This window comes from Clostridium kluyveri DSM 555, assembly GCF_000016505.1.
GTDB classification, from domain to species: domain Bacteria; phylum Bacillota; class Clostridia; order Clostridiales; family Clostridiaceae; genus Clostridium_B; species Clostridium_B kluyveri.
Map to the genome: position 1 here is coordinate 3605891 of NC_009706.1, position 22936 is coordinate 3628826.

The 22936-nt window shown below is 32.1% G+C and carries 15 protein-coding genes; all 15 read right to left on the bottom strand.

Annotation, left to right across the window (positions count from 1 at the left end; translation table 11 throughout):
- Nucleotides 1-38: 38 nt before the first annotated feature.
- On the bottom strand, nt 39-3515 hold the full coding sequence (locus tag CKL_RS17330) for a DNA polymerase III subunit alpha (RefSeq protein WP_012103882.1): 3477 nt from the start codon (nt 3513-3515) through the stop codon (nt 39-41).
- Between the two features lie 126 nt (nt 3516-3641).
- Nucleotides 3642-4946 (bottom strand): DRTGG domain-containing protein, encoded by a 1305-nt coding sequence (locus CKL_RS17335; RefSeq protein ID WP_012103884.1) that lies wholly within the window; start codon nt 4944-4946, stop codon nt 3642-3644.
- Nucleotides 4947-4957: 11 nt separating this feature from the next.
- Nucleotides 4958-5908 carry a DNA-binding protein WhiA gene (gene whiA / locus CKL_RS17340; RefSeq protein WP_012103885.1) on the bottom strand — a complete coding sequence of 317 codons (951 nt, stop codon included), beginning with the start codon at nt 5906-5908 and terminating at the stop codon, nt 4958-4960.
- 13 nt (nt 5909-5921) lie between these two features.
- Complete coding sequence (locus CKL_RS17345; RefSeq protein WP_012103886.1) at nt 5922-7250, bottom strand: gluconeogenesis factor YvcK family protein; 1329 nt, start codon at nt 7248-7250, stop codon at nt 5922-5924.
- Nucleotides 7247-8128, bottom strand: a complete 882-nt coding sequence (gene rapZ / locus CKL_RS17350) for an RNase adapter RapZ (protein WP_012103887.1) — start codon at nt 8126-8128, stop codon at nt 7247-7249. Before rapZ ends, CKL_RS17345 begins: the two co-directional genes overlap by 4 nt.
- 169 nt (nt 8129-8297) lie before the next feature.
- A complete protein-coding gene (murB, locus tag CKL_RS17355) occupies nt 8298-9212 on the bottom strand; it encodes a UDP-N-acetylmuramate dehydrogenase (protein WP_012103888.1) in 915 nt (304 codons plus the stop codon).
- Between the two features lie 210 nt (nt 9213-9422).
- Entirely contained in the window at nt 9423-11291 is a 1869-nt protein-coding gene (gene uvrC / locus CKL_RS17360) for an excinuclease ABC subunit UvrC (RefSeq protein WP_012103889.1), read from the bottom strand.
- Between the two features lie 17 nt (nt 11292-11308).
- Nucleotides 11309-11914 (bottom strand): metal-dependent hydrolase, encoded by a 606-nt coding sequence (locus CKL_RS17365; protein ID WP_012103890.1) that lies wholly within the window; start codon nt 11912-11914, stop codon nt 11309-11311.
- 133 nt (nt 11915-12047) lie between these two features.
- Nucleotides 12048-13475, bottom strand: a complete 1428-nt coding sequence (locus tag CKL_RS17370; RefSeq protein ID WP_012103891.1) for a peptidoglycan D,D-transpeptidase FtsI family protein — start codon at nt 13473-13475, stop codon at nt 12048-12050.
- A gap of 4 nt (nt 13476-13479) precedes the next feature.
- Nucleotides 13480-14694 (bottom strand): FtsW/RodA/SpoVE family cell cycle protein, encoded by a 1215-nt coding sequence (locus CKL_RS17375; RefSeq protein ID WP_012103892.1) that lies wholly within the window; start codon nt 14692-14694, stop codon nt 13480-13482.
- Between the two features lie 59 nt (nt 14695-14753).
- Nucleotides 14754-15194 carry an FHA domain-containing protein gene (locus CKL_RS17380; protein ID WP_012103893.1) on the bottom strand — a complete coding sequence of 147 codons (441 nt, stop codon included), beginning with the start codon at nt 15192-15194 and terminating at the stop codon, nt 14754-14756.
- Between the two features lie 69 nt (nt 15195-15263).
- Complete coding sequence (gene uvrA, locus CKL_RS17385; protein ID WP_012103894.1) at nt 15264-18086, bottom strand: excinuclease ABC subunit UvrA; 2823 nt, start codon at nt 18084-18086, stop codon at nt 15264-15266.
- A gap of 25 nt (nt 18087-18111) precedes the next feature.
- Nucleotides 18112-20106, bottom strand: coding sequence for an excinuclease ABC subunit UvrB (gene uvrB / locus CKL_RS17390; RefSeq protein WP_012103895.1), 1995 nt, complete (start codon nt 20104-20106; stop codon nt 18112-18114).
- Nucleotides 20107-20109: 3 nt separating this feature from the next.
- A complete protein-coding gene (locus tag CKL_RS17395; RefSeq protein ID WP_012103896.1) occupies nt 20110-21399 on the bottom strand; it encodes a PDZ domain-containing protein in 1290 nt (429 codons plus the stop codon).
- A 175-nt stretch (nt 21400-21574) separates the two neighbouring features.
- On the bottom strand, nt 21575-22750 hold the full coding sequence (locus tag CKL_RS17400) for a S41 family peptidase (RefSeq protein ID WP_012103897.1): 1176 nt from the start codon (nt 22748-22750) through the stop codon (nt 21575-21577).
- Nucleotides 22751-22936: the final 186 nt, after the last annotated feature.

The following is a 22936-nucleotide window of genomic DNA, read 5'->3' on the forward strand; positions in this document are numbered from 1 at the left end:
ATTTTGTTTACTTTACAATAAAATATACAAATTTCATCTTATATAATTTTTACATTGCTATCTCCAAATCTTTTTTTCAATATACCCATAAGATCTGGATCGGATTTTACCCACAGATCTCTATCCAATCTGAATTTTTTTCTCTCCTTTTGCGTACATAAATACACCGGAACACTTCCACTAAAATTTATAAGTAAAGGTTTCACTTCTTTCAATGTATTTCTTATATCCTGCTGTTCTTTAATTAATATATAAAGTTTTTCCGTATCTATTCTCATAAGAGGTTCTATAATTTCACAAATCAATTTAGGCTGTTCCTCTTCTCTAATGCTTATTCTGCCCTTTACTAAAACCATGGAATCATCATAAATTAGACTTTTAAATCTCTGAAAATTTTTAGAGAATATTATTATTTCCATGATCCCATATAAATCTTCTAATCTGGCAAAAGCCATCATGTCATTATTCTTGGTAATCTTTCTAGATACCTGTGATAATATTCCTCCAATTATAACCTTATCCCCATCTCTTACTCTTGATTCTTCTATGAAACTTTCTTCTAATGTCTCCCGGGTTATTATGTCTGATATTTTAGTATCTGTCTGCAATTTTAAAGTTTTCTCATACTCATCTAAAGGATGACCTGAAAGATACAAACCCGTCATTTCCTTTTCCATGGACAGCATATCTCTTTTCATAAATTCTTTTATAGAAGGGTATTGTATTTCTATACTGCTGTCTTCTATCTGAGAAAAAAGACTTATCTGTCCTTTTATATTTTTTTTCCTTGAATTTATGACACTGTCAATTATTTTTTCATATACTAAACTCAATTGTGAACGATATTTTCCAAAGCAATCAAAAGCTCCTGCCTTAATTAAGCTTTCCACCACTCTTTTATTTATTGATTGTATCTCTATATTACTACAAAAATCCACTAAATCTTTAAATTTACCATGTTTTAATCTAGATTTAACTATACTGTCTATTATATTTTCTCCAACATTTTTTACAGCAGACAATCCAAATCTTATTCTGCCATCTTCTACTGTAAATTTTGCATAACTTTCATTAATACTAGGAGGTAGTACTTCTATTCCAATGCCTTTTGCAAATCTTATATAATACGCCACCTTTTCACTATCGCCTTTTACACTGTTTAGCATTGCCGCTGTAAATTCTGTAGGATAATAATGCATTAGATATGCTGTCTGGAATGCCACTACAGCATAAGCAGCAGCATGTGATTTGTTAAATGCATAGGATGCAAAATCTATCATGGAATCAAATATATCATTGGCAGCCTTTTCAGATATGCCGTTTCTTATACATCCAGGTACTTCTACTTTTCCATTTTCATCTACTATTCCATATATAAAGTTACGCCTTTCCTCTTCCATAACATGGTGCTTTTTCTTAGACATTGCACGCCTTACCAGATCACTTCTTCCCATGGAGTAACCTGCCAGATCTCTTACAATCTGCATTACCTGTTCTTGATACACCATGCACCCATAAGTAACAGATAGTATATGTTCAAGCTGGGGGGTTACATAATTAATTTCATGAACACTATTTTTATTTTTAATATATTTTGGTATTTCAGCTATAGGTCCCGGTCTATAAAGGCTGATTCCGGCTATTATATCCTCCAGAGAATCTGGTTTCAATTCTTTCATGAAAGAGGTCATTCCCGGAGATTCAAGTTGAAAAACTCCTACAGTTTTTCCCTGTCCTATCATATCATACACTGCTTTATCATCATAATCTATGTTATCTAAATCAATGCTTTTTCCCTTATTTTCTTTAATCATGGTTAGAGCATCCCTTAAAACTGTCAAGGTTCTAAGTCCTAAAAAGTCCATTTTTAAGAGACCAAGTTCCTCTAATGTATTCATAGTGAATTGAGTTACTATATTACCTTCATTTTTCTGGAGGGGTACATAATTTACTAAAGGTTTTGAAGCTATAACCACTCCTGCCGCATGGGTAGACGTATGTCTTGGAAGTCCTTCAAGCGCTCTTGCTACATCTATTAACTCTTTAGTTCTAAGCTCCTCTTCATAGGCTCCTTTAAGTTCAGGATTAATTTCAAGGGCCTTATCTATAGTTATATTTAAGATTGTAGGAATCATTTTAGCTATTCTATCTACTTCTCCATAAGGGTAATTCATTGCCCTTCCCACATCTCTTATACATGCTCTGGCGGCCATGGTTCCAAAAGTTACAATTTGTGATACATTGTTTTTACCGTACTTTCCCACTACATAATCTATGACTTCCCCTCTTCTCTCATAACAAAAGTCACTATCAATATCCGGCATGGATATTCTCTCTGGATTCAAGAAACGTTCAAATATGAGGTTATATTTTATGGGATCTACTTTAGTAATTCCAAGGGTATATGCAACTATTGAGCCAGCTCCGCTGCCCCTGCCCGGTCCTGTCATAATTCCATTTTGCACGGCAAAACTTATAAAATCCCAAACTATTAAAAAATAATCTACATATCCCATTTTCTTTATTATATCTAACTCATATTCCAGTCTATTTATTAAATTGTCATCTATATTCTTATATCTTTTTTTAAGCCCCTTATAACACAGTTCTTTCATATACTCATAAGGGTCTATACCTTCTTTAAGAGGAAATTTAGGTAGTTTTGAATTGTGAAACTCATAGTCAAAACTGCACTGGTCTGCTATTTTAACTGTATTTTCCAGAGCCTCTGGCACATGAGAAAACATTTCATACATTTGTTCTGGAGATTTTAAATAAAATTCATCTGAAGGATATCTCATCCTCTGTTCTTCGTCCACAGTTTTCCCTGTCTGTATACAAAGCAAAACATCATGAGACCTATAATCCTCTTTTCTTATATAGTGTACATCATTTGTTGCAACTAAAGGAATATTAAGTTCTTTTGACATGGATATCAGTTCCTGGTTTATTTTCAGTTGTTCTTCTATACCATGATATTGAAGTTCAAGGTAAAATCCTTCTTTAAATATCTTTTGGTAAAAAAGAGCTATTTCCTTAGCTGTCTTTATATTATCTTTCAGTATATTCGCCTGTACTTCACCACTCATGCAGGCACTTAATGCTATTAACCCTTCACTATGTTCCCTTAGATAGTCATGGTCTACTCTTGGTTTATAATAAAATCCTTCAATAGAAGCTGTAGAAACTATTTTCATCAAATTTTTATATCCTTCTTTATTTTTTACCAAGAGTACTAAGTGATAGTTCCCATTTTCCCCATTATTTTGTTTTACATACATAGACTTTTGGGATACATATATTTCACACCCTATTATAGGTTTAATTCCCTGTGCTTTAGCTTCTTTATAGAACTCCACACAACCATACATACTCCCATGATCTGTTATAGCAATGCTGTCCATCTCTAATTCCTTAGCTCTGGCTATAAGTTCTGAAATTTTGGCTGAAGAATCTAAGAGAGAGTATTCTGTATGCTGGTGCAGGCTTACCCATTTATATTTTTTATCACCCATTTAAAACATTCTTCCTCCTTCTTTATAAAATCATTTGTGAATTATGACATTTTCCCTACAGTCTTCAGATAAAAAATAACCGGCCATCACGCCAGTCTACCTCACATCAAAGCTTTATAAAATATATTATTTTCTTATTATCCTTGCAGACAAAATAGATTTTCCGGCTATATTCTTATTATTAAACATATTTACCTCTACCTTGCAGTGATTTATTCCAAGGTCTATTACATCAATATATATTTCAATCTGATTATCTATTTGTACAGGTTTTATAAAATATGTGCTTATACTGTCCACTACCAGCATATTGGCATTACTTTTCTGTCTTAAAGTCACAATGGCCATAGTAGACAAAATCATATTTAAAGAACTCCATGAAGCTGTCCCTATATCATTTAACATCTCTGGAGTTATCTTTCCTATAAAACAAAACTTGTTATCCCTTACCTGCCACTGAAATTTCTTCAATATCAGATCTTCTAATGTCTCTCCTACTTGAGGCTGTCTTGCCATATAATGAAGTGCTTTTATTATATCTCTTTTAGTTATAATTCCTATGAGTTTTTTATGATTTACCACTGGAAATACTTCCAGTCCTTTTAAATCCATCATATGGGCTGCATAAGCCACTGTAGTTTTGGGTTTTACTACAATAGGATCTTTATTCATTATCTTACTTAAAGGTTCATTATCTGAATTACAATTTGACAGATCCTCTGAAGATACAATTCCTACTACTCTTTTTTTGTTGTCTATCACAGGATATATTTTATAATTAACTTTTTCCATGACTTTTTTCCATACATGCACCGTATCTGTATCCTTAAGATAACAAGGATCATTTTGCATTATATCTTCCACAAGAACTATTTCTTTTTTTATCAAATTTTCTGAAAGTGCTCTATTTATCATACTTGCCACTGTAAAGGTATCATAATTTGCAGATATTATTGGAAGACATTTCCTATTTGCCAATTCCTTTATTTCACTGCTGCATTTAAAGCCTCCTGTTATAAGAACTCCTGCCCCATTTAAAAGAGCAAGTTTTTGAACGTCCTCTCTGTTACCTGTTATAACCAGACAGTCTTTTTCTATATACTGCTTCATAGTGTCTATGGTCATGGCTCCTATTATAAAGTTATGTAATATCTTATATATCCCCTCTTTTCCCCCAAGCAAATTTCCATCCATAATATTTATAACATCCCCATAAGTTAATTTTTCTATATTTTTCTTTTCAACCTTTTCTATCCTTACGGTTCCTACTCTAGGAATGGTAGTAACTATGCCAAGATCAGCAGAATGTTTTATGGCTCTATATACAGTCCCATGACTAACACCCAATTCACTGGCTACACTCCTAACTGAAATTCTAGTCCCAGCCTTTAATGAAAGTATATATTTCATTAGCTTTTCATGTTTTGACATTCAACAAGTTCCTACCTTTCTTTTCTTAGTTCCTCCGCTATTTTTTCAATTCTTCTCAATCTATGATTTACCCCTGATTTACCTACTTTTGGGGTCAGCATTTCACCTAACTCCTTTAGGGATTCATCTGGATATTTTAATCTTAACTGTGCAATTTCTTTTAAATTAGTAGGAAGTCTATTTAACCCTATTTCTCGTTGTATAAGTTTTATACTTTCAGATTGTCTTACAGATGCATTTACAGTTTTACTTAAATTTGCAGTTTCACAATTTACAAGCCTATTAACATTATTTCTCATTTCCTTTATTATTCTTATGTTCTCCAATTCAAGAAGAGAAGAATGAGCCCCTATTATATTTAATAGATCTACTATTTGTTCTCCCTCTTTAATGTAAATTATAAAACTATTTTTTCTCTGTATTACTTTAGAATTTAACCCATATCCATTTATAAGTCTACTCAATTCTTTAGCATATTCATTGTTATGGGTAACAAATTCAAGATGATAGGTTTTTTCCGGGTTGCTGATACTACCTCCTCCTAAAAAAGCCCCTTTAATATAGGCTCTTTTAAGCTGTTCACTTTCCATGATATTTTTAGGTATACTGTAATCTAAAGAGAAAACTCCCTCTTCTTCTTTTAAAATCCCCACTTTTTTAAGTAATGATTTTACATCCATATTTTCCGTCATCATTATCATATAAACATTATTTTTCTTAAAGGAATTGTTCTTTTTAACAAGTATTTTGGTATGTATGTTAAATTTATCCTTTAATATTCTAAATATAAGTCTAGCGGTAGCAGCATTTTCAGTAATTATTTTAAAATTAAACTGTTTATTTGCTCCTAAAAGCAAGGTTCCGCTCACTTTCATTATTGCAGATAATTCTGCCACCGCTTCTTTTTCACTAATAATTTTATATCTACAAATTTCATTTTTTACTCTCAATGAAAATGACATATCTCTCTCCCACTTACTTTTTATTTTCTTTTAACCTCTCTGACAAATAGAAATATTCTATTCTCTTCTTTCTATCATATAAAAGCTTTTTATCCATAATAGTTTCTATTAATATGGATGCTAATTTTTCAGAGTTATGCCTTATTAAGCCATTTTTAATACTTATAAAATCTCCTTCAATAACTTTTACGCCTAAAGAAGATACCTTATCATCATTTATCTTTACCAAATGGGATTCTTCTTCTTTGTATTTCCCTTCTAATTCTACATCTATTTTTCCCACATTGACGATAACATAATCCATTATATCATTTCCTACATGCTTAAAAATAGTACTTATATGATCCTCCACGGAAAATCCATCTGTTTCTCCCGGCTGGGTCATTATATTTGAAACATACAGCCTTATAGCCGGGGTTTTTCTTACTGCATTTGCTATATCTTTTACCAAAAGATTCGGAATTACACTGGTATAAAGACTTCCTGGTCCCAATATTATGGCATCTGCTTCTAATATGGCATCCACTGCTTCCCTTAAAGCCCTAGCATTTTCAGGTTCTATGAATATTTTATCTATACAGGTATTTTGAACAGTAGCCTGATAGGGAATATTGGATTCTCCAGATACTACAGTGCCATTCTTTAATCTTGCCTTTAAGACCAAATTATCTAAGGTAACTGGCATTACCCTTCCTGTTACCGCAAGCACAGAACTCATTTTATGAACAGCCTCTTCAAAGTTTCCTGATATGCCATCCATAGCTGCTAGAAATAAATTGCCAAAACTCTGATTCTTCAGCCTTCCATCTTTAAATCTATATTGTAAAAGTTCTTCCATAAGAGGCTCCGTATCTGCAAGGGCCATTATACAGTTTCTTATATCTCCAGGGGGAAGCATTCCAAGATCCTCTCTAAGATCTCCAGAACCCCCTCCATCATCTGCCACGGTAACTATAGCTGTTATATTTGAAGTATAATACTTAAGACCTCTAAGCATAGTAGAAAGGCCAGTGCCTCCCCCTATAGCAACAATTTTAGGCCCCTTGACTAATAAACGTTTCTCATATATTAAGTTTTCTAACTTCTTAGAATCTAAAGATACACTCAAATATCCCTTATTTATAAGGGCTATTATAGATCTCATTCCCTGAGTTACAGAAATATATACTACAAAAATTCCTGATACCATCAAGAATATATAAAAAGATATATAATAAAAACTATAGAATCTTCTATTTATAAACTCAATTACCCCAAATATTATAAAAAGTACTCCCATAGCCCCCAGCATAACCCATCTTTTAACCTTAATGCCAGGTCTAAACCAATCTATAATCTTCATAGCTTTTTACCACCTTTAATATCTTCTTCTATATCCCTGTGGTCTATATTCACTCTATGGCCATTATCTTTTAATCTGTTATAAATCGTATTTGCAATAGTCACAGAACGGTGTCTCCCCCCTGTACATCCTATAGATACAATAAGCTGTCTTTTACCTTCCTTCAAATAATTTGGTATTAGAAATTCAAGCATATCCTCCAATTTATCTATAAACTTAACAGTTTCCTTAAAGTCCATTATATAGTCAACTACGATTTTATCTCTGCCGGAATGATTTTTAAGTTCAGGAATATAGAAAGGATTAGGTAAAAATCTCACATCAAATACCAAATCCGAATCAACAGGTATACCATATTTAAATCCAAAAGAAAGCACAGTAACTATCAATTGAGTCTCCATTTGGCCTTCTTCGGAATATATCCTCGTTATCTCTTCTCTGAGTTCTCTTGTTGCCAGTTTAGATGTATCTATTATGTTATCTGATCTATCTTTTATTTCTCTAAGTCTACTTCTTTCCATAAGTATTCCATTTAAGATTCTGCCATCAGGTGCCAGAGGGTGTTTTCTTCTAGATTCCTTAAATCTTTTAATCAGTACTTCATCTGAAGCATCTAAAAATAATATTTCATATTTATATCCTTGTTTTTGTAGATAATTTAAGCTTTCAAATATATCATCAAAAAACTGTCCTCCCCTTATATCTATAACAAGAGCTATCTTGTCAATTTTTCCATCAGTTTGATAACAGGCCTCTGCAAATTTAGGTATTAGTGTAGGGGGTAAATTATCTACACAAAAAAATCCTAAATCTTCTAAATTTCTTATAGCTTGAGTTTTCCCTGCTCCAGACAATCCTGTTACTATAACAAATCTCACAGTTACATCCCTCCATGAGCAATATTTTATTTAGTCATATCAAATTCACAATTATAGTACGTATTTATTTCTTAATTATAACATACCAATCTACTACAATAAATATAACTAAAAAGGAGAATCCAGTGCAATATACACTAATCCTCCAGCTTTAATGTCTTACCTCTACCTAGTCTTCCCCTATAATTCTAACTTCAGTATATAAATCTATATCAAAGTTTTGCCTTACCCTATCCTGTACAATAGATATTAAAGTCAAAATATCTTTTGCAGTAGCATTTCCTTTGTTTATTATAAAACCTGAGTGTTTTTCAGATACCTGTGCATCTCCTACACTTTCTCCTTTTAAGCCACTGTCTTCTATGAGCTTTGCAGCAAAATGTCCCTGGGGTCTTTTAAAGGTGCTTCCTGCTGAAGCATACTCCAAAGGTTGTTTTTCATTTCTTCTTCTGCTTAAGTCTTCTATACGATTCATTATATTTTCTTTATTGCCTTTTTCCAGATTAAATGTAACTTCCAAAATGGTATATCCATTTTTTAATATAGAACTCATTCTATACCCAAGTTCCATTTCTTCTCTATTAAGTACTATAATTTCTCCACTATTACATATAACTTTAGCACTTTCTATTACATTTGAAATTTCTCCATTATAGGCGCCTGCGTTCATAGTAACTGCACCACCCACACTTCCTGGTATTCCACAGGCAAACTCAAATCCTGTTAAACAGTTTTCTAATGCTGTGGTTGAAATATCCTTTAATGATACACCACTTTCTGTAATGATTTTATTTCCTTTAACCTGAATTTTGTTTAACTTTACGAGCTTGATCATTACTCCCCTTATACCACCATCTTTTACCAGTAAATTAGAGCCATTTCCCATTATATAATAAGGTATATTTTCTTTTTTACATAATTTCACCACATCTACTACCTGGTTGAAATGTTTAGGGGTAAGTAATATATCTACAGGTCCTCCTACTTTAAATGAAGTATGTTCTTTCATAGGCTCATCTATTTTTATGTCCTCTATATCCAATATCTCTCTTAACTTTATAGCAAAATCTTCAAACTTATTCATCGTAAATATTCTCCTCGAAAATTAAAATTATGTACTATACTCAGTATAATGTATGTATAATTCTTAATCAATATTTAGATATACTCCTCCTAAAATCAGCAATACAATAACTGCTGCATTATTTAATCTACAATTTTCATATTTATTTAATACAGTTAATTATAATATATTATATTATAAAAATATATTGCCATATAAAACTAAATTTATTTAGCTTTTATATCCTCTAAAATAAGAAATTATGCTTTCTGCCGTACGCATATCTATAGAGGGGGTACTTATAAGCTCCTCCATACTTGCTTTTTTTATATTTTCTACACTTAAAAATCTCTTTAAAAGCTCTTTTCTTCTTTTAACCCCTACATTGGGTATATCCTCTAATACAGAATGAAGTACCCTCTTACTTCTAAGACTTCTATGATAAGTCACAGCAAATCTGTGAACTTCATCCTGTATTCGGGTAATGAGTTTAATTATATTAGAGTTCCTATTTAATGGCATTTCTTCGTTTCTATAAATAAGTCCTCTAGTTCTATGCTTGTCGTCCTTTACCATGCCACATACAGTTATATCTATGTTAAATTCTTTTAATACTTCAAGAGCTGCACTTACTTGAATTTTTCCTCCATCCATAAGAATCAAATCAGGAAAAAAGCTAAATTTTCCTGCACTAAACTCTAATTTTCTTTCTTTTATTCTCTTTATTTCTTCCATGCCATTTTGGAACCTTCTTCTTAGGATCTCTTTCATGCTTTCATAATCATTGGCTCCCTTTACCTCATTGATTTTGAATCTCCTATAATCGTTATGCTTTGGCCTTCCATTTTCAAAGACCACCATGGTACCTACAGAATCTACCCCCTGAATATTAGATACATCATAGGCTTCTATCCTATGCGGTATATCATCCAGATTAAGTATTTCCATAAGTTCTTCCAGGGATGTTTCATACATTTTTTTATCTTGAATGAATTTCAATTTAAAGTTTTGTAAAGTGGTCCTGGCATTTTTTTCTACTAAATTTAAAATTGCCTTTTTATCACCTTTTTGGGGTATTTTAATATATACCTTAGAATCCTTTTTAATACTAAGCCAATCTTCCAATAATTGAACATCATAAATTTCCGGTACATATATGGTTTTTGCTATATATGCTGTACCTCCATAAAATTCCTTGATAAAGTTTGCTACTATTTCCCCCTTAGGAAGATCCTGTGTATCCTCTATAATGAAATGTTCCCTTCCTATTATTTTTCCCGTCCTTGAGAAAAACACTTGAATACAGCTATCTTTTTCATCAGAGTGTATATTTATAAAATCTTCATCTTCAAAACCGCCAGTGGTTATTTTTTGTTTTTCAATAATCTTTTCTAATGCAAAAATCTTGTCTCTCAGTTCCGCTGCCTTCTCAAATTCCATATTTTCAGATAAAGTATCCATATCTTCTTTTAGTTTTCTAATTATATCTTTGTTCTTTCCTGATAAAAAATCCATAACTCCAGATATAATTTTCCCATATTCTTCTTTGCTGATATGGCCAGTACAAGGTGCCTTGCACAATCCTATATGATAATTTAGACAAGGCCTAACTTTTACATTTCCTTTTTTTATGTTAAGCTTGCAGTCCCTTATAGGAAATATTTTCTTTATAACCTCCATGGTTTCATAAACTGCCCCCGTACTTATATAGGGTCCAAAATATTTTGCCCCGTCTTTTATCTTATTTCTGGCACATATTATCCTTGGAAAATCTTCATTTAAAGTTATCTTTATAAGTGGATATATTTTATCATCTTTTAACAATATATTGTACCTAGGTCTGTATTTTTTTATTAAATTACACTCTAATACAAGAGCTTCCATCTCAGAATCTGTAACTATATACTCAAACTCTGAAATATGTTTAACCATTGTTCTTACTTTTTCAGAATGATTTTTAGACTTCTGAAAATATTGTCTAACCCTATTTTTTAAAATCTTTGCCTTTCCTACATATATTACTTCTCCTAAAGAATTTTTCATTAAATATACTCCAGGTTTATCCGGCAATATTTTTAACTGCTGCTCAAAATCAAACACTAAATTCACTCCTAAGATTATTTATATATAACTGGAAGTTTATATATAGTAAATAAAAGCCCGAATATCATTAAAAGTTCTTCTATAGTACAGCCAATTTTAGAATTAGTCTTGTAAGTTAAAGGCATCTTGACTTTTTTATTTTTAAAAGGATAAAATAATGGTACTCCTCTATCTGTAATCATATCACATAATAGGTGCATTCCATAACCTATAATAAAATAATATACTAAATAATGTAAATTATACATATTCCCTAAATATCCTATAATAAAGGAAAACATTATCATGCCCGTTAAACTATGAGTTAATCCATTTCTGTGAGTAGATAAAGCTATTATAAAAAATGATATGCCAACAGCCTTAATTACAGGTTCCCCTTTATATAAATAATCGTACCAAAGCAATATTGTTCCTAAACAACTATAAAAAACAATTTTAGTAAGCTTATTTCTAAAAGGAAGTATATATTTATTTATTATACTTTTTGGATGATCTATATCTGGGAGTATGGATGCAAATATCACTACAAGTATACCAATATAGTTAAACTTTCCGGGAAGCATATCATAAGCAGATAAAAAAGTAACTACTCCAACACCTGCATGAGTTTTACCTTTCATATTTTCTCCTTTAAAAACAATTATAATATCAAATTTCCATTTAACGACTTTTTAAATACCTATATTATAACATTAAATTTAGAGAAACTTTATCTTTTACTATGAAATTTCCCGATAAAAATTTAAATTTTAACTATTTTCGAAGTGCAATCCTTATCACCTCTGATGCTATGAAAGCAGCTAGTTTTCCTCCTTGTCCTCCATTCTCTACAATTACCGCCACTGCTACCTGTGGATCCTCATAGGGTGCAAATCCTATAAACCAGGCATGGGGAGCGGAATTTCTCCCTTGTGATTCATTATCTGCTGTTCCAGTCTTTCCTGCCACTTCCACACCTTCTACAGAAGCATTAGTTCCCGTTCCTGATTCTACTACAGATCTCATTAAATCCTTCATTGTAGAAGCTACATCTGAAGAAATTATCTGACCTACTTGTTCCGGTTGTATATTCTTTACTTCTTCTCCCTGACTATTTGTCACATCACTTACCAGATGAGGTTTCATCAAGACTCCGCCATTCGCTATAACACTTGTAACCACTGCCATTTGAAGAGGACTTGCCAAATCGCTGCTCTGTCCTATGGCACTCTGGGCTATACTTCCTTTTTCATAAGATTTTAATTCAGGAAATTTACTAGGTTCTACTGGTATACCATCTGCAGGAATTTCCTTATTAAAGAAAAATTTTTCTGCAGTTTGTTTTAATTTTTCATTCCCAAGTTCAAGACCTAGAGAGCCAAAATATACATTACTAGAATGAGTATAGGCATCTTTAAAATTAATACTCCCTAAAACTTCTCCTTGAAAATTATGAAGAGTATAATCTCCTCCTATATATAACTCTCCGGTATCCTGAAAATATCTTCCCTGAATTCCACTTATATTCTCTAAGGCACTTATGGCAGTTATGGTTTTAAAAGTAGATCCTGGTGGATAAAGTCCTGCTGTAGCCCTATTTATGAGAGGTCTATTTTCGTCTTTATTCAACTGCTCCCAAGTAGTTCCTAAATCATTTGGATCAAAAGATGGTTTTGATACCATAGCTATTACTTCTCCAGTTTTAGGATTTAGTGCTACTACAGCGCCCTTGTTGTCTCCCAATAAATCATAAGCTGCTTTCTGTGTCTCTAGATCCAAAGTTGTTTTTAAATTATTACCAACTTTTTTTTGAGTTTTTCCTTTATTCTCAATAAGGCTTTTTATACTATCCTTAATATTTGTAGACATTAATTCCTCATCATACTTTCTTTCAAGTCCTGTAATTCCATACTTGATGTCTACATAGCCTAGTGCATGGGCAAACATTGCACCTCCGGTGTATTCTCTTTTTTGATTTTCTTGATCTATAGGTTCACTTTTAGTAAGAGCATTCCCATTCCTATCATATATAGTTCCTCTAAGCACTTCATTCCTCTTTATCCACAATCTTCTGTTATAAGCATTATTCACTATATTAGGTCCAATAGCCATCTCAAAATAAGTCATATAAGAAATGAGTGCTATGAAACATATTAAAAAAACCATCATTACCTTTTTTATATTATTCAATATGTCATTCATCTTACTACCTACCTTCTTCCGATATCTTCTGTATTATGCCTAAAGAAAAAAATGTTATAAGCATTGAACTACCTCCCCTACTCACCAGTGGAAGAGTTATACCTGTAAGAGGAATTGCATTCATAACTCCTCCCACTATAACTAAAACCTGAGATGCTATCATTGCACTATAACCTACCGCAAGAAGTCTGGAAAACTCATCATTGCCATATACTGCAGCCCTCATGCACCTATAAAATAATAAAAAATACAATATTATTATAGAAAAACCTATTAATATTCCTAATTCCTCACAGAGCACCGCAAATATAAAATCCGTAGTATTAATAGGGACATATTCTGGATGTCCAAGCCCTAAGCCTGTACCTGTAAGACCTCCAGAGGCTATAGAAAACATAGATTGTACAATTTGATAACTTTCATTGGTGGCATAGGGCCAGGGATCCTTCCATATCATAATTCTAGTTCTAACATGATTAAATAGCTTATAACTGAGGAAAGCTCCTCCAGATGAAAGTAAAAAACAAATTAGTACATACCTGAATTTAGAAGTAGCTATATAAAGCATGGTTACAGCTATTCCAAAAAATATAAGGGCAGAACCCAAATCCTTCTGAAGTACCATAAAAGCCAAAGATATCATTACTACTATACCTGGTACTATTAGATTTTTAAAATTTTTATAGTTTTTTAAATCTGATGCCAAATATGCCACTAAAAACAGTTTTGCAAATTCCGAAGGCTGAAATTGAATTCCCGCTAAACTCACCCAGTTTTTAGCACCATTTATTTCATTTCCTGTAGCACTACCCACAACTGTACCCATTCCCATAAATATCAATGTGCATATTAAATATATGTATTTATACTTGCTAAATCTGCTGGTATCCGGCATTAAAACTACAATAAGTATAAAGCCTGTTACCCCGATTGCAAACCATATTATCTGTTTAATGGCAACTGTCATATCTATTCTATACAACATCACCATACCTATAACTGATAATATGCTTGAAAAAATAAATATGTATTTATCTCCATCAGAAAAAAACTTTCTTATTACAAAATAAGAATATCCTATTAATAAGCAGACCACAACTGCCATTACCATGGCTCCTTTATCGAAAGGCTGCTTTATTATTGCTAAGTTCAAGAAACAGATAAAACATAACAAATATGTATATCTTAGTAGTTTCTTCTCGTCTCTAGTAGTATCCAATATATCCACCACCTATAAATATTATAGTAAAATTTCTATTTCAACAGTGTTTAATCAAACTATCCTATAACTTTAAAAGCTGTATTTCCAATTTTAATTTCATCACCAGGAGCTAGATAATGCTTTCCTCTTAATTTTTTGCCATTCAAAAGAGTTCCATTGGTACTTCCAAGATCTTCTAATACGCAATCTTTCGCATTTTTTATATAAATTCTGGCATGGTGACCTGATGTATACGGATCTTCCAATATAAGCTGATTATCATTTTTCCTTCCTATAGTCACTTCTCTTCTTACAGGAATTACAGCACCTCTTCTAAGATTTGAGTTTTTACCTGGATTAACTACTTCAAGTCCAAAGGATTTTCTAACTAGTTTTCTATTTCTCTTACCTCCATTTTTTATATCTTTATACATTATTCTTAATGCCCAAAATATTATAATATAAACTATACCTATAATCACGATTTTAAAAATCATACTTAATTTACTTAGATCCATTTAAAAATATCCTCCCTTAACACCTGTAAAGACTAGCATCATCAGTACAGCAGCTAGTCTTTACGTAAATTATAACATCTTTTTTAGATATTGTCCTGTATAGGAGTCTTTATTTTCAGCTACCTGCTGCGGGGTACCTGTACAGAGAATAGTTCCACCCTTATCTCCTCCTTCAGGTCCAAGATCAATGATGTAATCTGCACACTTTATAACATCTAAATTATGCTCTATGACAACTACTGTATTTCCTGCATTTACAATTCTCTGAAGTATATTTATAAGTTTACTTACATCATCTATATGAAGTCCTGTAGTAGGTTCATCCAATATATATATGGTTTTTCCCGTACTTCTCTTAGATAGTTCATAAGCTAATTTAATTCTCTGAGCTTCCCCTCCAGATAACTGTGTTGATGGTTGACCTAATTTAATGTATCCAAGCCCTACATCCATTAAAGTCTGTAATTTATTTTTTATTCTCGGTATATTTTCAAAAAACTTCAGCGATTCTTCTACAGTCATATTAAGTATCTGATCGATATTTTTATCCTTATATTTAACTTCTAGTGTTTCTCTATTATATCTTTTACCTTTACATACTTCACAGGGAACATATACATCTGACAAAAACTGCATTTCTATTTTTATTATTCCATCGCCACTGCAAGCTTCACATCTTCCCCCTTTTACATTAAAACTAAATCGCCCTGGTTTATATCCTCTCATTTTAGCCTCATTAGTATTCGAAAACACCTGTCTTATTATATCAAATACCCCTGTATAAGTTGCAGGATTTGACCTTGGAGTTCTTCCTATGGGACTTTGATCTATATTTATTACCTTATCTATATTTTCCATCCCTAAAATATCTTCATGCTTTCCAGGATTATGCCTTGAATTGTTTAATTTTTTATGTAGTGCCTTATATAATACTTCATTTACTAAAGTACTCTTTCCAGAACCAGATACTCCAGTAACACAATTAAATACCCCAAGCGGAAATTCCACACTTACATTTTTCAAATTATTTTCTCTGGCTCCTATTACCTTTATAAATTTACCATTTCCTTCTCTCCTGTACTCTGGTGCCTCTATTTTTTTCTTACCGCTTAAGTACTGACCTGTTATAGAAGCATCACATTCTATAATATCTAAAACACTTCCACAAGCAACAACTTCCCCTCCATGTTCCCCTGCTCCTGGTCCTATATCTACTATGAAATCCGATTCTCTTATAGTATCTTCATCATGTTCTACAACTATAACTGTATTTCCAAGGTCTCTTAAATGTTTCAAAGTGGAAATTAGTCTGTCATTATCTCTCTGATGAAGTCCTATACTTGGCTCATCTAGTATATAGAGCACTCCTACCAAACTAGATCCTATTTGTGTAGCAAGTCTTATTCTCTGAGCTTCTCCACCTGATAAAGTTCCTGCTGTTCTAGATAAAGTTAAATAATCCAGTCCCACATCTATTAAAAATTCCAGCCTAGAATTTATTTCTTTCAATATCTGCTCACTTATAATAGTATCTTTCTCAGATAATTTTATTTCTTTAAAAAATCTTAACTCATCTTTTATAGACATACTGCATAATTCAAAGATATTCTTTTCTCCTACTGTAATTGCAAGGACTTCAGGTTTCAGCCTTGCTCCTTTACATTTGGGACATGGATTATGGCTCATATAATTTTCTATTTCTCTTTTTATATAATCTGAATTTGTTTCCATATACCTTCTCTTTAAATTATTTACTATTCCTTCAAAAGAATGATTAAACTCTACCACTCTGTTTTCTTTCTTATATTTGACTCTTATCTTCTCTCCCTTTAACCCATGAAGTAATATATCTAAAATATTAGAATCCAATTTTTCCACAGGAGTATCTAACTTAAAATTATATTTACCAGATAAAGCTTTCAATATACTAAAAGTCCAGGAGTCTTCTTTTAGACTTCCTTCTCCCCAGCACATTACGGCTCCCTCTAATATACTCTTCTTCCTATTAGGTATTATGAGATTATCATCTATTTCAAGTAATGTGCCAAGTCCATCACAGGTATCACACTTGCCAAAAGGAGCATTGAAGGAAAAAGTTCTTGGAGTAATTTCTCCCAGGCTTATTCCACAATCTGGGCATGCAAATTTATCACTAAATAAAATATCTTCCCCTGCAATGATATTTATAATAACTGTTCCCTCCGACAGTTTCAGTGCCATCTCTATAGAATCTGCCAGTCTGCTTCTTATTTCTTCTTTTATTACAATCCTATCTACTATTACTTCAATAACATGCTTTTTGTTTTTTTCAAGCTTTACTTCTTCATCTTGAAGGTCTACTATATTTCCATCAATTCTGGCCCTTACAAATCCACTTCTAATTATGTTCTCCAGAATTTTTACATGCTCTCCTTTACGCCCTCTTACCATAGGAGAAAGAACTTGTATCTTAGTTCCCACGTCCATAGCCATAACCCTGTCTACCATTTGATCTATGGTCTGCTGTGTTATTTTCCTACCGCATTTGGGGCAGTGTGGCACTCCTATACGAGCATACAATAATCTTAAATAATCATATATTTCAGTAACGGTTCCTACAGTAGAACGAGGATTTCTACTGGTTGTCTTCTGATCTATAGATATGGCTGGTGACAATCCTTGTATATATTCAACTTCTGGTTTATTCATTTGTCCTAAAAATTGCCTCGCATATGCAGATAAAGATTCCACATATCTTCTCTGCCCTTCTGCATATAATGTATCAAAAGCTAAAGAAGACTTTCCCGAACCTGAAAGTCCAGTGAACACTATGAATTTATCTCTAGGTAATGTCAAATCTACATTTTTTAAATTGTGAACTTTAGCACCTTTTATCACTATGCTATTTTTCATTAATTTTACTCCTTAGATAATTTAGTTATTTATAGATATTTTGTTTTTTCTGTTTTTTTAACTTTGCAATCTTATCTCTTAATTTAGCTGCTTCCTCAAACCTCAATTCCTTAGCCGCTGCAGCCATTTGCTTTTCATACTCTTTAATAAGTTCCTCCACTTTTTTATGGTCTGCCTTTACAGCTTCTTCTAAAGTATTATATGTCTCTTCTTCTTCTAAAATCATAGTAGACTCTATTATTTCTCTAATGGCCTTATTAATAGTTCTAGGCTTTATGCCGTTCTTTTTATTATACTCTATTTGTATCTGTCTTCTTCTTTTAGTTTCACTTATAGCTTTATCCATAGAATTTGTAATGGTATCTGCATACATTATAACCTTACTTTCAGAATTTCTCGCTGCTCTTCCTATGGTCTGTATAAGAGATTTCTCTGACCTTAAAAATCCTTCCTTATCCGCATCTAAAATTGCAACTAGTGCAACTTCCGGTATATCAAGTCCTTCCCGCAGTAAGTTAATTCCTACTAATACATCAAATTCTCCTTTTCTCAAATCCCTTATTATTTTCATTCTATCTATAGTAGTTATACTGGAATGGAGATATCTGGTCTTTACATCCATATCTTTAAAATACTCTGTTAAATCTTCTGCCATTTTCTTAGTAAGAGTAGTAACAAGCACTCTATATCCTCTATGTATAGTTTCTTGTATATTATTATAGAGATCATCAATTTGACCTTTAATGGGTTTTACTAAAATTTCAGGATCCAATAATCCTGTAGGTCTTAATATTTGTTCCGCTATATTTTCAGAATTGTTCAATTCATATTCTGCAGGAGTTGCACTTACAAACACTACTTGATTTAATTTTTTCTCAAATTCCTGAAATTTTAAAGGCCTATTGTCAAAAGCAGAAGGCAATCTAAAACCATACTCTACTAAAGATTCCTTTCTAGACCTATCTCCTGCATACATAGCTTTTACTTGAGGAAGGGTAACATGACTTTCATCTATGAATAATAGAAAATCTTTTGGGAAATAGTCTATGAGAGTTTGAGGAGGACTTCCTTTTGATCTTCCATCTAATATTCTGGAATAATTCTCAATACCACTGCAATAGCCTATTTCCCTCATCATCTCTATATCAAAATTAGTTCTCTGTTTTAACCTCTGGGCTTCCAGTAATTTATCTTCAGCTATAAGTTTTTTAAGTGTTTCCTCTAATTCTGCCTCTATTTTTCCTATGGATATCTCCAATTTTTCTCGTGAAGTGGCAAAGTGGGATGCAGGGAATATGGAAACATGTTTTCTTATTCCAAGGGTTGATCCTGTTAACACATCAAATTCCCGTATTTTATCAATTTCGTCTCCAAAGAACTCTACACGTATACCACGTTCTGCAGAAGAAGCAGGAAATATATCTACAGTATCTCCTTTTACCCTGAAAGTACCTCTTATAAAGTTTAAATCATTTCTCTCATATTGTATCTCTACTAATTTTTTAAGTACTTCATCTCTATTCTTTATCATTCCCTGTCTTAAAGATAAAGTCAATTTTTTATACTCCTCTGGATTTCCTAACCCGTAGATACAGGATACAGAGGCAACTACTATTACATCCCTTCTTTCCAGCAGTGCAGAAGTAGCAGAATGCCTTAATTTGTCAATTTCATCATTTATAGATGCATCTTTTTCTATATAAGTATCTGTTTGAGCTATATATGCTTCTGGTTGATAGTAATCATAATAAGATACAAAATACTCCACACAATTCTCTGGAAAAAACTCTTTAAATTCTGAACAAAGCTGTGCCGCCAGAGTTTTATTATGAGCAAGTACCAGTGTGGGTTTTTGCACTTTTTCTATTATATTTGCCATAGTAAATGTTTTGCCAGAGCCAGTAACTCCAAGCAATGTTTGAAATTTATCTCCTTTAAAAATACGGCTGGATATACTTTCTATGGCCTGTGGTTGATCTCCCGTAGGGCTAAATTGAGAATGCACTTTAAATTTTCCCATTTATTAATCATCCTTATCCTTGTTTTTTATTTTATTTAATATTTCTGAAAACCTATTTTTATCTAGCTTTACTACCATGCTATTTTTAGGAATATTCCTAGGAACAAAAACTATTCCAAGTCTTTTGTTTTTATTCATTCTATTGTAACTAACTTGTTCAAAATTTCCAGCTACCCTTTTTACTTTAAACCATATAAAATTTGAACATTCTTTTATTATCTCCATTATTCTGTCTTCACTTTCGATTTTCTCACTATTTATTTCCACTAACAGATCTCCACTTTTAATTCCCATTTCATTAGCAGGAGAGTTAGGTGCTACAGCTAATACCATAATCCCTTCATTGCTGCTTATATATTTAGGTTTACCTTTCATTTCAAGATTTCTCTGAAGCAGCATAATTCCTTCATGGGCCAACGGTGCAAATACCAATGCCAAAAATTTAAGCCATATATTGAAAACAGCAGCCTGTGCTATTCCAAATAAAGCTAAACTATACAAAATTATAAGTCCTCCTGACATAGCTGTTTTTTGTTTAACATCCCGGGTAAATGTTACACTATTATATCCCATTACTGCATAGAATGGTATTAACACCATAACTGCATTTTGTAAAATACTATGTGGTATAGAATTATTTATTAAGGGCCACCAATCCTGAACAGATATCTGTGAAAAGCTGCCTATCATAGACTTTGGATGAAGCATAAAAATTATAGCCATAGGAATAGCCCAATACCTCTGAAGTGCAAATCCGCCTATTATATTCCCATCCTTGCTGGTAAAAACAGGAATAGCCCCCCTTTTGCCATCTATAATGATTAAGATTCCCTCTACTAAATGTAATATAGCTACCATACTCATAAGTGAAACCACATCTATTTTTAAGAAATTCAAACTAGCTATATTAAGCTCCTGTGACAACACACTCAATATAATACTTATGAATCCCAATATTGCACCTGAATAAGAAAAACATATAAATCTAGGATTAAAAAACATAAAAATTATTGATGCTAAAAATATCAAATCTATAGCTGAATTTTCATCAAAAATCACCCCAAGATAAGACATAATAACACTTACAAGAATTCCACCGAAAATTCCTATTACAATTTGGGATATTGTGAGTTCAAAAGGAGAATTAATTTTTTCTCCAATTATCATTTGCTGCATTATGACTGTCTGTTTATTTTTTCTATACAATGTAAATGCTAATATAGCCAAAAGAAGCACCAAATATGGTTCTGTAAGTGCAAAAGCTACAGATTTTAATGTGTACAGTAGTATCATTAAAATTAATTCCCCTCTCCATAAACAAAATTCTTAAATTTAAAATTCTCTAATATTTTAAAATCTTTCTAGTTTTAAACCCATGAGTACAATAGTTAAATAAATTAAATTAGACAGAGTTTGTCTGCCTAACTTAAAAATCCCAAACATATTTACAATTAAATCCAAAATCCAATTATTTTACTTTATTTTTTGCTATTTCATAGGCCTTATTAAACTGTGGATCTTTATTCCTATCATAACTGGACTCTTTAAGCTCATCTGGATATTCCACTTCTACATCAGGATTTATTCCTTTTTTATTTATATCACTGCCACTTGGGGTATAGTACTTTGATATAGTAACTTTGAGTGCAGTGCTATCTCCAGTATCCAATATAGTCTGAACTACCCCTTTCCCATAAGTCTTTTTTCCAACTATAGTAGCAAGCTTATAGTCTTTTAATGCCCCTGAAAATATTTCTGAAGCACTAGCTGTATTTTCATTGGTAAGTATGGTCACAGGTAGATTATTAAAATCTCCTCCCTTTGACTTATATTCCTTTTTATTTTTATATTTATCTATAGTTGAAACTATCACCTTATCCTTTGGAACAAAATTAGAAACCATATCCACACACTGATCTAGCATACCTCCTGGATCATCTCTTAAATCCACAATTAGAGATTTCATTCCCTGGGAACTTAATTTCTTTAATTCATTTTTAAAACTTTCTGCTGTATTCTCATCAAACATATCTATTTGGATATAGGCCACATTATCTTTTAGCATTTCACCTTTTACAGTATTAATATCTATTTTTTTTCTTTTAACCTTTACATCAAAACTGCCTTTACTTTCTCTATATAATGCAAGGGTAACTTCTGTATTCTCTTTTCCTTTTATAAGAGATACGGCCTTATCTAAATTTTTCCCAGTTACAGTAGTACCATCCACTTTTTGTATTATATCACCAGAAGTTATTCCTTGTTGTTTTGCAGGAGAATTATCAAACACATCCACTACAACAATATTATTTTCTTTCGTCATAACCTGGATTCCAATTCCATAATAATTCCCCTCAGTTTGAGCACTAAAACTTTCAAACTCCTTCTTATTCATAAATACAGTATATGGATCATTTAAAGATTCTGTCATACCTTTAATAGCTCCTTCAACTAATACGCTGTCATCTATAGAACCATAGTAATATTTATATAATTGATTTCTCACTTCAAACAACTTTTCAAATTTACCCACTGCATTTCCCTGAGCGTTTTTTATAAAACTAACTGTACCAAACATGGTAAGAACATTTGTTATAATTACAATAACCACAGTATATGCTATCCATTTCCTTTTAATCCTCAATCTATTAACACCTCGTTTTCTGAAACATTCACTATATATAGTATTTATGTAAATCTTAAATAATTATAACACTAAAAAAAATAAATTTGCACCACTATTATTAATACTTCGTCAATAGAATATATAAAATCAGCATGCAGAAATTAAAATATTCTACATGCTCCACTTATGTATTTACCATAGATA

Bases quoted from the DNA above. Each gene is read 5' to 3' on its own strand.
- whiA (WP_012103885.1), bottom strand. From the start codon at position 5,908: ATGTCATTTTCATTGAGAGTAAAAAATGAAATTTGTAGATATAAAATT.
- CKL_RS17370 (WP_012103891.1), bottom strand. From the start codon at position 13,475: ATGAATGACATATTGAATAATATAAAAAAGGTAATGATGGTTTTTTTA.
- CKL_RS17335 (WP_012103884.1), bottom strand. From the start codon at position 4,946: ATGTCAAAACATGAAAAGCTAATGAAATATATACTTTCATTAAAGGCT.
- uvrA (WP_012103894.1), bottom strand. From the start codon at position 18,086: ATGAAAAATAGCATAGTGATAAAAGGTGCTAAAGTTCACAATTTAAAA.
- CKL_RS17395 (WP_012103896.1), bottom strand. From the start codon at position 21,399: ATGATACTACTGTACACATTAAAATCTGTAGCTTTTGCACTTACAGAA.
- CKL_RS17345 (WP_012103886.1), bottom strand. From the start codon at position 7,250: ATGAAGATTATAGATTGGTTTAGACCTGGCATTAAGGTTAAAAGATGG.
- CKL_RS17330 (WP_012103882.1), bottom strand. From the start codon at position 3,515: ATGGGTGATAAAAAATATAAATGGGTAAGCCTGCACCAGCATACAGAA.
- CKL_RS17380 (WP_012103893.1), bottom strand. From the start codon at position 15,194: ATGGATCTAAGTAAATTAAGTATGATTTTTAAAATCGTGATTATAGGT.
- CKL_RS17365 (WP_012103890.1), bottom strand. From the start codon at position 11,914: ATGAAAGGTAAAACTCATGCAGGTGTTGGAGTAGTTACTTTTTTATCT.
- murB (WP_012103888.1), bottom strand. From the start codon at position 9,212: ATGAATAAGTTTGAAGATTTTGCTATAAAGTTAAGAGAGATATTGGAT.
- uvrB (WP_012103895.1), bottom strand. From the start codon at position 20,106: ATGGGAAAATTTAAAGTGCATTCTCAATTTAGCCCTACGGGAGATCAA.